The organism is Methylomonas sp. (assembly GCF_023228165.1).
Lineage (GTDB): Bacteria > Pseudomonadota > Gammaproteobacteria > Methylococcales > Methylomonadaceae > Methylomonas.
The window spans coordinates 138037-150721 of sequence record NZ_JALOBS010000007.1 but is presented as its reverse complement, the minus strand read 5'-3'; the positions used below and the strand labels follow the sequence as shown (position 1 = coordinate 150721).

The window sequence follows — 12685 nt, the reverse complement described above, 5'->3', positions numbered from 1 at the left end:
TACGTTACCGAGTAAATTTACTCAGTAACGTAACATGTCGTATACCCGCTCCCAGGAAACCCTACTTAAAACCCGCCTCGGCGATCCGGTTCACTTTATCAATTTGCTCGCAGGCCCTAGGCAGGTCGGCAAAACCACCATCATCCGCGACATCGTTTCTGCCGCGCCGACGCAAGGCTATTACGTGTCCGTGGACGACGAACCGAACCTCTCCGCCTATGAAATGACTGGTGTGGTTGCAGCTATTTCGCCACCTCAAAGAAAGGATAAAGCGTGGCTGGTATTTCATTGGCAGGAAGCCAGAAGCCGCGCCGCCGCCTGGCTTAAAACCGCGCAAAGCGGTGAAGCCTTTGTGTTTGCGATAGACGAAATCCAAAAAATAGAACATTGGTCCGACATCGTCAAAGGCCTATGGGATGCCGACCGTGCCAACGGCGTGCCCATGCATGTGGTGTTGCTAGGTTCCGCGCCGCTGTTGATGCAAAAAGGCCTATCGGAAAGTCTGGCCGGGCGCTACGAAACCCTGCCTGTCAGTCATTGGGGCTTTGCCGAAATGCAGCAGGCCTTCGGCTTTACGCTAGAACAATACGTCTATTTCGGCGGTTATCCCGGCAGCGCTTGGCTGATAAAAGACGAAACCCGTTGGCGGCGTTACGTGCGCGATAGCTTAATACAACCCAATATCGAGAAAGACATCCTGCAAATGGTGCGCATCAAAAATCCGATGCTGCTGAAACAGTTATTCGAACTGGGTTGCCACTATTCCGGTCAGGAATTGTCGTTGACCAAGATGATAGAAGCCATTATCGAAGCCAAGCATACCGAGACCCTGGCCGACTATCTACATTTGCTGACCGAAACCAAGCTGCTGACAGGGCTGCACAAATTCGCCGGCCAAGAAGTCCGCAAACGCAACTCGGCACCCAAACTGAACGTATTCAACACTGCACTAATGTCTGCCCTGCAGGATTACAGCTTCGCAGAGGCGCAAGCCGACCGAAGTTATTGGGGGCGATTGGTGGAAAGCAGCGTCGGCGCGCATTTGTTGAATACCTGCGACGAAGACACCAAGCTTTACTACTGGCGCGAAGGCAATCAGGAAGTCGATTTCGTGCTGGCCAAAGGCAAAAAACTCACGGCCATTGAAGTTAAAAGCGCGCCCAAGCCAGTGGTATCGGCGGGATTGAATGTGTTTGCCGAAAAATACTCTCACGCCAAAAAAATTCTAGTGGGCGCCGGCGGTGTGCCGCTGGCGGAGTTTCTATCTCAACCCGCCGACGACTGGCTGGAATAACAAATGTTGCAGCACCGCGTACCCCGAACCGTCACCGAAAAATCCACGGACGATATTTCTGCAGAAAGCCGTCCTATCGCCGACTACAGAGACCAGCCGGCCTATGTGTTGCTGGGCGAACCGGGCGCCGGGAAATCCACGTTGTTCGGAGAAGAAGCAAACAATACCGGAAACGGCTATTACATTTCCGCCAGAGACTTTATCGATTTGGATAACGACGAATGGCGGGAGAAAACCTTGTTAATCGACGGACTGGACGAAGCCAGAGCAGGCAAAGACGACGCGCGAACGCCATTGGGAGCCATTCGAGGCAAACTCAATAAACTGGGTTGTAAACGGTTTCGCATTTCCTGTCGCGAAGCCGATTGGCTAGGGGCGCTGGATAACAAGGATTTAGCCAAAGTCAGCCTGTCCAAAGAAATTACCCAATTATATTTAGATCCATTAAACAGCAGCGACGTGACGGCGATACTCGCCAACGATGACCGTGTCGGAGATGCTGACGGTTTCATCGAAAAGGCGGAACGTTTTAGCTTGTCCGGTTTGCTGGAAAACCCGCAAACCCTGGATATGTTGATCGACGCGGTCAAGGAAAAAGGAGATTGGCCGACGACCAAGCAACAGGTTTATCGACTGGCATCCGAACAATTGACGGCGGAATTTAACGACGAACATCGAGTAGCGGAAAGAGCCCCCGTTAAAATTCCAACCTTGCTTGACGCGGCGGGTTTGTTGTGTGCGATTCAACTGCTCGCCAACCTGTCGGGCTTCAGCGAAGGCTATGCCCAACCCGGCCGCATCAGTCTTGATTCCCTCAATATTTCCTCGGAGAGTCGTGCTGCCTTAAAGACCCGCTTGTTCAGGAAGGCGGGAGACGAATACAGCTATGTGCATCGTAGTGTCGCGGAGTATCTGGCAGCGCACTTCATCGCCGGCAAGATCAAGGATGGCTTATTGGTCAATCGAGTGTTGGCGTTAACGACCGGCGTAGACGGCGGCATCGTCACAGCGTTGCGCGGCTTGATGGCTTGGTTGGCAGTATTGTCGGAGCCAGCGCGCGACCGGTTGATTGAAATCGATCCTTTGGGTTTGGTAGTGTATGGGGATGTGCAGTTGTTTTCGACGCAAACTAAATCCAGGTTATTGCAAGCCTTGATCCGGGAAGCGCAAACCACCGGTTTTCCCAACCGCGATTGGCATACCACGGCGTTTTCGGCCTTGGGCACAAAGGATATGGCGGACGATTTAATGCAAGTGCTCGTCAGTCCGGGGCGTAGCGATGGCGAGCAATATCTGCTGTATTGTTTGTTGAAAGGCTTGTGTTGCTCGGAAACTATCGTGAAAATTAAACCGGCCTTGCTGTCGGTAATATGCGATAACACTTATTGGGAGAATAGCCGCAGTTATGCATTGGATGCATTTATGCATCAATATCCGGAGGATTTTGAAAGCTTGCTATCTCTAGCTGACGACATTCGTCAAGGCAAAATAGAGGAAACTGAAAATGGCTTACTGGAAACCATTCTTGATAAATTGTTTCCAAGTAAAATTACCGCAGCCAATATATTCAAATATTTAATTCGGCCTAAAAATATCCATACCATTTCTTATCATTATTTCTGGCAAACCACATTTCCAAAAAGTTTGCCGGATGATGATCTACCTACGATACTCGATGAACTATTCTGTCGAGGGACAGAGTTTCTAGAAACGTTGCCGCATGAATATTTATTCGATGTAGTAGGACAATTATTGTTACGCGGGTTACTTATTCATGGAGATTTTGTTGGCGATGAACAGCTATATCGATGGTTATCAATTGGTGTCGACCAATATGGGCAAGGTAGATTCCTATATGAGCAGCAAGAGCGAATTTGCGATTGGCTCAGTGCTCGGCCTGATCGTTACCTGGATTTGTTAGCGGTTGGCCTCAAACAAATATCAACCTTTGAAAATGCCAGCGGGGGAATTAATAAAATATATGAACGATTCCGCTATGCCAAGTGTCCGGATAATCTTGGTCTATGGTGGTTGGATCAGTCTTTATCCAAAACCAATTTGAAACTGAAATATGGGTGCTTTCAACAGGCATTTTTATCGCTTCAAAAAAATCAGGGAGACTGTGGTTTATCTCTGGATTATTTTGTAAATTGGTTGGTAGATCATCCCGATTTTCTTGAGACTTATCAGAATTTGATTTATTGGCCCATCGATGATTGGAGGCTTGAACATGCCGAATCAAGAAAAAAATGGGCTAATAAGCGACATGATGAACTAACGCAAAAACTACAGTATTTACACAGTCATAAAACCAAAATTGCTGACGCCAACGCGAGTCCATATATATTCGATCAATTAGCAACGGCTTTTGATCACCGAGTAAAAATTAGTGGAAAAACTAACGATCAGCGCCTGTCAGAATATTTGAATGGCGATGAATCTTTAATAGCTGCTGCAAAAATGGGATTGCTTAAAATATTACACAGAACGGATATTCCTAGCGCGGCTGATATATTGACCTTGGATACAAAAGGCGAATATCACTATATTCGCCGTCCATTTTTGGTTTGTCTCGATAACTTACATAGGGAAAATCCGGATATTCTCAATACCATAAGCGACGATTTATTGAACAGCGCCTTGGCATTTTGTTTTACGGAAGGATCGTTCAGCGACGACTGGTTCAAATCGTTATGTCGTTCTCGATCGGATTTGGTTGCGCGAGCCTATTCGGATTACATCACTGCCTTATTAGCCGCCAAAGCGAAGTATATTCACGGCTTGCACTATCTAAGGCACGATGACGATTGCAAGCCCGTAGCCAAACAAATCGTTTTACCTTTGCTCGAAAAATATCCGGTCAGAGGCTACAAGGATCATCTTCAGCATCTTAGCTATCTACTAAAAGCCGCTATCGCCGAATTTGATAACGCTACGTTTCAGCCGCTGATTGAGAAAAAATTGGCCTGTAAAGGGATGGATACCGCGCAACGTATCTATTGGTTGGGCACCGGGTTGGTCGTCGAACCGAATGCTTATGAAGCAGTTGTCAAACAAGAGGTAAGTGGCAACACCACGCGAATCAATCATTTGTCGTCATTCTTGTTGCCAATGCACGGCAACGAAAGTAATTTCATTCCCGAACAGGCTTCCACGACAGGCGTGTTGATAGAGTTGTTTGCGCCTCGCTGTCAGCCGAATTGGCCGAGAGGCGGCGGATTGGTTACGCGAGCAATGGAAGAGCGAGATTACGTTCGGTCTTTGTTAAACAACTTGGCGGCGAACCCCGGCGAAGATGCCACAAAGGTTCTGGCCGATTTGCCAGAACAACCAAAACTAGCCGCGTGGCACGCGCTAATCCGCGACGCCCAACAAACCCAACAAATCAGCCGCCGCGAAGCGTTGTATAAACATCCAGACGCTTCCCAAGTCATCGAGACACTGAACAACCAAAAGCCAGCCAATGTCGCCGATCTCTCAGTGCTGGCGTTGGATTGTTTGCGGCAATTGGCGGAGGGAATGCATACCAGCAGTACCAACCCCTACCAAAATTTCTGGAATTTGAAGGGCAAGGAAACTTTAGACCCTAAAGAACCTTACTCCGAAGAAGACCCTAGGTACGAAGAGGTCGGTCGCAATTATCTGGTTGATCGCCTTAAACCGATGCTGGCTAAATACGATGTAGCTGTCGAACCTGAAGCATTGCAAGCCAATGAGAAGCGCGCCGATATGACATTGTCCTTCATCCATGAGGGGCGATCTTATTACCTGCCCATCGAAATCAAACGAGATTATCACCGCGAACTATGGAAAACCATTCACCAACAATTGATACCGTTCTACACCATTTCGCCGGAAACTGAAGGCCGTGGCTTGTATTTGGTGCTGTGGTTTAACTTTAAACGGCTGCCGACACATCCCCATGGCCTGCCGCCACCCAAGTCCGCCATCGAACTTGAGGAAATGCTGAAGGCAACATTGACACCGGCGGAGCGAAAATTAATTGAAGTCTTCGTGCTTGACGTTTCGGCGACAACGCTATCAAAACCAAGCTAAAAATGCCTACAACTGGTTTCAAACCAACTCAGATTTTTAGCTAATCCAAGGTCTATCTATCCGGGTTTGTGTCCAAGCACGCGTAAATCTCGCAGACATCGGACGATGTTTTTGGAATTTTAGCTGTCATTGGTGTGACAAGCTAACGGATGCAGTTGTGTAACAGCTATTAAAATTCTGGACGACCGCTTAGCGCAGAATTCCAGTCACACCCTTTATGCTGACCTAAGTCTGGAATGGGTCGGGTGTTGACGGTCCACTCTTCAGATTCATCGCCGGAAAGCTGGCATTCTTCACCGAGTTTACTCGCACCACAGCTGATAGTTAAGATTTAATTTGCTGTGACAGGATCGCTAGACACTTCGATACATTTCGTTGACTCTAAAATCAGGCAAACCATGTTCAACATCCCTCTCCAATTGCCCACTTTGTAGTCTGGGGCATGCAAGTCATCTGGCCTTTCACTATGACAGCCAATACCAGGAACTAATAAAGACCCTCGCTAATCTAGGCTGTGAACTTAATAACTTGCGTAAAGCGCCGCATCAGCGACAGTAAACCACTAACAGCCAAACAGAAATAAGGAGCATTGCCATGATTGATCTCAAAGAAATAGCAAAAGTGGTTTTATTGGCTGGGGGTTTATTATTGGGGCATGCTGTTCAAGCGGAAAGCACTGTTAGTCCGGCAGTTCCATATAGCGAGAGAGCTAAGACTGCTGCAATATATGGGCTTGGCGACAGTGGCCCCCAAGGTGGCAAAGTCTATTATGTCGATGATACGGGTGAGCATGGCCTGGAAGCGAAAGCAGCCGATGAGATCAATTCACTAAGTTGGAGTGACGCTGTTACAGCTGCAGGCGCTTATGGCTCCGGCTGGCATTTGCCGACAAAGACTGAGTTAAAAGTCTTATATGAACACAGAAACGTGGTGGGCGGTTTTGCTAAAGACGACTATTGGAGCGCTACGGAGCAAGACATCAACAGCGCCTGGATCCAGGGCTTCGGCAATGGCGACCAGGATCGCTACAATAAATACAGTAAGCTTAGCGTGCGTGCTGTCCGGTCTTTTTAATTTGTTTCTCCAACCAGGAAAAACAGCGTCTACCGGTAAAAATCAGATCAAGGAATAGCTTTTATGAATACACTGGTTGCAAAAATGATTAGTTTTCTAAAGAGTGATCGATATGCTGATAATCCGATCGACCTTGCTGAAAAACCAATCAGCACAGCTGCCTTTGCTGTAAATAAAGAACCCGAGCAACTTCACAAAGGCAAAAGACGTTTAAAGGAAAACTACACAAGTCACTGGGATTTGGATTATCTGCCCAGAAAAGAAGTCGATAAAATATTGGCTGAAATTCAAAACCGTAACCCTTAAAGCTAACTCCCTTTAGGCCAAGAACTTTGATGTAACATTAATACCTATCCTTTCGGTCAGTTTGATCGTCCACAAACCGCGGTTGAGACAAACCTTTGCGCTCAAGGAGGGGGTATCTCAAACTTTGATAGACAGCTTTCGATTTTACTGCTGCCAAACTCTGAAATTGTTAAATGTCGCATAGTGGCCGGGCGGGCCAAAGAAGATGTAAGGTTACTTGCCAAAAAGCAATGGTATGGACCCCTCCCACCTTAACGGCATCGATGTGCCAGTTTGGTAGGATTAAACGATCCAAACACCGGAGGAGGAATCCGAGATGAACATTAGACGAGTTGGCATTGACCTGGCAAAACAAGTTTTTCAAGTGCATGGTGTGGACTATCAGGATAAAACAGTGTTACGCAAACAGTTGCGGAGAAACCAATTTTTAGGTTTTTTCGCTACGTTGCACCCGGTCGCGTAGACCGATAAGTGTCCCGGTATCGATACTATTCAACAGGCGGCGGGCGTCCTCGGCATCTAGCACCGGCGTCTTGCCGACTTTTACCCGATGCGCCGGACCGCGAACCGAGGCGGCGGGATTCAACGACACCACTTGCCCGGTCACCAGCCAGCCAAAACAATGCCGAACGGCGGCTAACTGTTGCTTGACCGTTGGGGCGGAGACCTGACGGGTTTTGCCCTCGATCCAGCTGGCAACATGCAACGGCTGCACATCGAAGATCGATACGATACCCGCAGTTACCTCGCACCAATCGAGAAATTCCATCACGGCGCGAGCATATGCCCGCCGTGTGTGCAGGTTGCGGATATTGGCCGCGAAAAACTCCAGAAAGCCGCGATGCGCCCGCTCGCCGGCGGCGGTTATCAAGCGGGGACAGGTCGTAAGCGATGATGCGTTAACGGGTTGATTCAACATGGGCGTTACCTATTGTGATTTGAATTAGGATTCGAGATCCCATCAAAATCAGTAGCTCTCATCCTTTAATAGGGTAAGCACGCGAGTCCTTGGTTTTATGGGGTTTGCATGTTGTCTAAAAAGCCTTTGTTTATTATGCAAACGGGTCTTTTCGAACCAGGCTTTGCAGCGACCATGGCCTAAAAACACAAATTAACATTTTTACATTTTTGTGCCATAGTGTGATTTTAAGCCACCGAACGGATGAGACCATGAGCCGCCTGACGATAGAGATCACCGATCAACAGCATCAAAGCATTAAGGCAATGGCTGCCTTGCAGGGTAAAAGCATCAAGGAATATGCCATGCAGCGTTTGTTGCCGCTGACCGCCGATGAAGAAAAAGCCATGCAGGAACTGGAAGCGTTCTTAAAACCCCGCATTGAAACCGCCGAACGTGGTGAAGTCGTCAGTGCGTCCGTTCATTCCATCTTTGAGGAAACCCTGGTTAAGACAGATTCATGAGCCTGCCCGTTGATTTTACGGCGGAGGCTATCCAGGATTTGTCTGCTATCGCCCGCTATACCGATGACACATGGGGGCGTGAGCAAGCGTTTCGTTATGCCGAATTGTTAAACAAACGCTTCCTGGCTATTGCGGAAGGGCGATTATTCTCAAAGGTGCTTTTCCCCAAGTATCCCCAGGTCCGGGTGTGCCGCTGTGAGCATCACTATATTTTCTTCATGTCCCCACCAGAAGGCCGGAAGCCCGTGATTTTGGCCGTGCTGCATGAACGTATGAACCTGTTGGCGAGGCTCAAGGACAGGCTTTGAGACGGGACATACTGGCCGGTGATAAACCGCATTATCATCGATAGGTGAAATTTCCTAGTGATGCTCGATCATTTTCCCATCTTATTGGTTGAATCTAAGAAATTGGAAAATTAAGCGGTTAACCTTTTTCCCAATGGTTTTACGACTGATCGATTCGCTGCGATTATAGAAAAAGGATTAATCTGGGAAGTGCTTGAATAGGTGTGTCGGCTCAAATTAAGCAATCATTCTCAGTTAATTCTATAAGATTTTTTTCCCAAATTAACAAGGCAGTTTTTTTCTCTGGTAAATAATCATAACGATCATAGTGTTTTGAGCTGACGTCGGTTAGTGCATGATTCTGGATACGATCCCGAATGGACTTATCAATGCCTATTTCACCCATTCTTGTTTTTACGGTACGGCGTAGGTCTCGAGGTGAAAATTTTTCAACTCCTTTTATTTTTCGAATTGCATGATTTAAAGAGGTGTTGTGGATTGAAGTATTTTCATCAAACCGTCCTGGCAGTAGGTATCTTGAATTGCCTGAGTAAATCCACAAACGATCAAGTAACTTCTTTGCAAGTGGAGTGATCGGCAGGATAAGCCAACGTTGGTTCTTAACCCGCTCAGGGGGTATGCTCCAGATCATCGTATCAAAATCAAATTCTTGCTTTAAGGCTCCGCAAAGTTCCCACATCCGACAGCCATAGATGATTAAAAGTTTGGTTGTTAGATGAAACTGTTCAGATATTGATGTATCCAGCCAAACTTGGCGAATTTCAGCAAATGACAAATTTCGATTACCTGTCACTTCAGCGCTGGTATCTTTGGGAATAGCATCTACCGGATTTGTTGTGATTTGAAAGGTAAAGTCGTTGGTTAAATTTTTGGGGTCATTATCATGATAAACTCCGAGTTCAAACGCTCTATGAAGGTAAGACCGAACTCGGTTTGACTGAACCTTAGACCCTCGACTGATAATATTGTGTAGAATTTTTCTAATGTGAGTCGAGGTGATATCTTTCGCTTGCAAATGCATAATGTCCTGGCAATTATATTGAAGATCCGCCTCAACATGCTTCCACGTTCTTTTGCCATTATCAATCATGTGCTTAATGTAATATTCAAACAAATCTGCAACGCTTCCATGTTTTAGCGATGTCTTGAAACTTGGATCTTGGCCTTGGTCAATTTGGCTTCTAATGTCACGGCAATAATTTCTAGCTTCTGACAAAGAAACAGATGGGTAGCGGCCCAAGTTATGAAATTTTTGTTTTCTATCTTTGCCAGCGTACTGAATGAAAAATGAGACGCTACCGGCTGGTGTTACTTTCACGCCAAATCCTTTATCAGCTCCTTTTTCATAAAGCCGATACGCGGATTCTTTGGGTTTAAGGCCTCTAATAGATTTGTCAGTAAACATATTTTTGTGGTCACTTTATGGTCACTTGAACGTCGCAACATAAGGTTACAATCAGGAACAAGGTTAAACAAATATGCGCAATAACTCCAGTATATTCAAGCATATGGAAACATTTTGTAATAACCATAAACTATTATGGACATAATTCTCAATGATTTGTAATCAGCCGGTCGCGGGTTCGAGTCCCATCACCAGCTCCATATAAATCAAAGGCCTAGATAGAAATATCTAGGCCTTTTTTATTGCCTTTCGGTAAAGTGTTTAGATTGTTTTGATATGCTTAATAAAGTGGACCCCATTGTCCAGACAAATTATTGCTCGGTTTAAGATAGAGCCCTGTTCACATTCCAGCTGAATGGCGCTGTCTCAATGCTTCTAAACGAGAGCTGACGTTTCCGTCGCCTCGTTAAATTTATCCACAATCTTGGCACCACCGCCCGCTGCCGTTTGATACACCACTTTTGGCGTTTTGTAACCCAACGATTGATGCAAGCGCTCCTCGTTGTAAAACATGAAGTAGCGAGTCAAGCCCATCAACAAGTCCTTCAGGCTGCCGTGCTGTTTTAAATACACCTCTTCGTATTTCACCGTTCGCCATAGCCGCTCGACAAAAATATTGTCCAGAGCCCGACCTCGTCCATCCATGCTGATCGTACGCCGGTGAAAGCGTCGCTGGTGAATTGCGATCCCTGGTCACTATTGAAGATGTCGGGCGCTCCGTAGGCTTTGATGGCTTCTTCCAGACAGTCCACGCAAAACCCGGCGTCCATGGTATTCGACAATCGCCATGCCAGTACCTTACGGCTGTACCAGTCTATGATCGCCACCAGATAGACAAAGCCGCGCGGCAGCCGAATATAGGTGATGTCGGTACTCCAAACCTGATTGGGGCGGATGATGTCGACGCCCCTCAACAGGTACGGATAAAGCTTGTGCTGCGGATGCGGCTTGCTGGTATTGGGGCCGGGCGCCATGCCCGCCAACCCCAGCGTTCGCATCAAACGCTGAACCCGTTTGCGATTAACCGCATGTCCGCAGCCACAGAGGTACTTCGTCATCCGCCGAGAGCCATAAAAAGGATGCCGCGTATATTCCTCATCGAGCAAGCGCAGCAATAGACATTCATTCTCGTCAACGGCTTTCAGTAGATGCTTTTGCTGCTCGTACACCACTGAACGCGTGACCTTGAGCAATTGGCACTGCCTGGATAACGGCAACGCGTCATCGGCTGCAACCCAAGTCTGGCGCTCTTCTACAGGCTGAGTCCAGACTTTTTTTAAGCCAATCCAGCTCCATATTGAGTTGCCCAATCTTCGCGTACAACCGGTCCGGATCATTTTGCCCATTGACCGATTTCGGCCCGCGCTTGCCTTCGAACAGACTGCCGGCATTATCCATCAAGTCTTTTTTCCATTGACTGACCTGGGTGGGATGCACGCCGTGCTCTTGGGCGATCTCATTGATCGTCTTCGTCCCTCTAACCGCTACCAAGGCAACCTTGGCTTTTTGGCCCCCAGTAAATATCTTTCGTTTACGTTCGCTCATTTCCTGCCTCTTATTTTCCGACAGGGCATAGCTTAAGCTACTGTGTGAATTTCGAGGTCCACTTTAGTCCGAAAATGGGGGCACTATACAGTAAAGTATGCCGCTTAAAACTTGATGGAGCTGGATCAACAACGCAACCTGAACATGTGTCCGGTTTTTGTTAACCATTACAAAAACCAGTGGCCGGTATAGAATAAATGCCCGGTTAGTTTTCTAATCGAGCATTTTTCAATGTCAAACGCCGAGTCAACGGATTGTCCGCGTGAACGGTTTTTTGGGGAGGTTATTTCACTGGTTCTTCGAGATAAGAACCAAAACGCATGATGCGTAGATAGCGCTTTTCCAGCATTTTATCCATGTCTTGGACTTCCTGATTCAGTTCGTCCATGTGGCGTAATAAAGCTTCGCGCAGGTTTAACGCGACCTTTTCGAAATTGCGATGGCCGCCGCCGACAGGTTCGCGTACCACTTCATCCAAAAAGCCTTGCTCGCGGACTCGGTCCGAGGTTATGCCCATGGCTTCAGCGGCCAGCTGAGCTTTGTCGGCGCTTTTCCACAGGATCGACGCGCAACCTTCCGGCGAAATTACCGCATAGGTACTGTATTCCAGCATCAACAAACGGTCGCCTACTCCAATTGCCAGTGCCCCGCCGGAGCCGCCTTCGCCGATGACGGTGCAGATGATAGGGGTGCGTAGTTTGGACATTTCAAACAGGTTGCGGGCGATAGCCTCGCTTTGGCCGCGTTCTTCCGCGCCAATGCCGGGATAGGCGCCGGGTGTGTCAATCAAGCAAATAATCGGCAGCTGGAAGCGCTCGGCCATTTTCATGACCCGCAAGGCTTTGCGGTAACCCTCCGGACGCGGCATACCGAAGTTACGGTAGATTTTTTCCTTGGTGTCGCGGCCTTTTTGGTGGCCAATTACCACGATGGGCTGACCTTCCAGCCTGGCCAAGCCGCAAACGATAGCCGGGTCATCCGCATAGGTGCGGTCGCCGTGCAGTTCGTGAAAATCGGTGAATATCAGGTTGATGTAGTCCAGCGTATAAGGCCGACCAGGGTGACGCGACAATTGCGAAATCTGCCAATCGGACAAGTCGCTGAAAATACTCTCGGTCAGTCCTTCGCATTTTTGCTCCAGCTGCTTCAAGGTTTCGGAAATGTCGAAATGGTTGTCCAGCTCCACCTTGCGCAGCTCTTCAATCTTGGCTTGCAGTTCGGCAATAGGCTGTTCGAAATCTAAAAATTTTAAATCCATGTCAATCCGGCGTCAGA

General features: G+C 47.7%; 9 protein-coding genes and 2 pseudogenes. 7 read left to right on the top strand and 4 right to left on the bottom strand.

Annotation, left to right across the window (positions count from 1 at the left end; genetic code table 11):
* Positions 1 to 34 precede the first annotated feature (34 nt).
* The 5 genes and pseudogenes from M0R33_RS07155 to M0R33_RS07135 all read left to right on the top strand — a co-directional run.
* A complete protein-coding gene (locus M0R33_RS07155) occupies positions 35 to 1294 on the top strand; it encodes an ATP-binding protein (protein ID WP_292567097.1) in 1260 nt (419 codons plus the stop codon).
* Between the two features lie 3 nt (positions 1295 to 1297).
* Positions 1298 to 5350 (top strand): hypothetical protein, encoded by a 4053-nt coding sequence (locus tag M0R33_RS07150; protein ID WP_292567094.1) that lies wholly within the window; start codon positions 1298 to 1300, stop codon positions 5348 to 5350.
* A 594-nt stretch (positions 5351 to 5944) separates the two neighbouring features.
* Entirely contained in the window at positions 5945 to 6424 is a 480-nt protein-coding gene (locus M0R33_RS07145; RefSeq protein WP_292567092.1) for a DUF1566 domain-containing protein, read from the top strand.
* A gap of 63 nt (positions 6425 to 6487) precedes the next feature.
* On the top strand, positions 6488 to 6730 hold the full coding sequence (locus tag M0R33_RS07140; protein ID WP_292567089.1) for a hypothetical protein: 243 nt from the start codon (positions 6488 to 6490) through the stop codon (positions 6728 to 6730).
* Between the two features lie 316 nt (positions 6731 to 7046).
* A pseudogene (locus M0R33_RS07135) lies at positions 7047 to 7169 on the top strand (IS110 family transposase); the annotation flags it as partial.
* Here M0R33_RS07135 and M0R33_RS07130 read toward each other — a convergent pair.
* The gene (locus M0R33_RS07130; RefSeq protein ID WP_292567087.1) at positions 7158 to 7649 is read right to left on the bottom strand and encodes a site-specific integrase; all 492 of its coding nucleotides are present in this window, start codon (positions 7647 to 7649) and stop codon (positions 7158 to 7160) included. The pseudogene M0R33_RS07135 and the gene M0R33_RS07130 overlap by 12 nt on opposite strands.
* Positions 7650 to 7900: 251 nt before the next feature.
* Between M0R33_RS07130 and M0R33_RS07125 the strand changes: the two genes are divergently transcribed.
* On the top strand, positions 7901 to 8152 hold the full coding sequence (locus M0R33_RS07125; protein WP_292567084.1) for an antitoxin: 252 nt from the start codon (positions 7901 to 7903) through the stop codon (positions 8150 to 8152).
* Positions 8149 to 8460 carry a type II toxin-antitoxin system RelE/ParE family toxin gene (locus tag M0R33_RS07120; RefSeq protein ID WP_292567082.1) on the top strand — a complete coding sequence of 104 codons (312 nt, stop codon included), beginning with the start codon at positions 8149 to 8151 and terminating at the stop codon, positions 8458 to 8460. Before M0R33_RS07125 ends, M0R33_RS07120 begins: the two co-directional genes overlap by 4 nt.
* A 211-nt stretch (positions 8461 to 8671) precedes the next feature.
* On the opposite strand, the gene M0R33_RS07115 is transcribed toward M0R33_RS07120, so the two are convergent.
* The 3 genes and pseudogenes from M0R33_RS07115 to accA form a co-directional block, all read right to left on the bottom strand.
* Positions 8672 to 9865, bottom strand: coding sequence for a site-specific integrase (locus M0R33_RS07115; protein ID WP_292567080.1), 1194 nt, complete (start codon positions 9863 to 9865; stop codon positions 8672 to 8674).
* 375 nt (positions 9866 to 10240) lie between these two features.
* Positions 10241 to 11410: pseudogene (locus tag M0R33_RS07110) on the bottom strand (IS3 family transposase).
* A 283-nt stretch (positions 11411 to 11693) separates the two neighbouring features.
* Complete coding sequence (accA, locus tag M0R33_RS07105) at positions 11694 to 12668, bottom strand: acetyl-CoA carboxylase carboxyl transferase subunit alpha (protein WP_292567077.1); 975 nt, start codon at positions 12666 to 12668, stop codon at positions 11694 to 11696.
* Between the last annotated feature and the right edge of the window lie 17 nt (positions 12669 to 12685).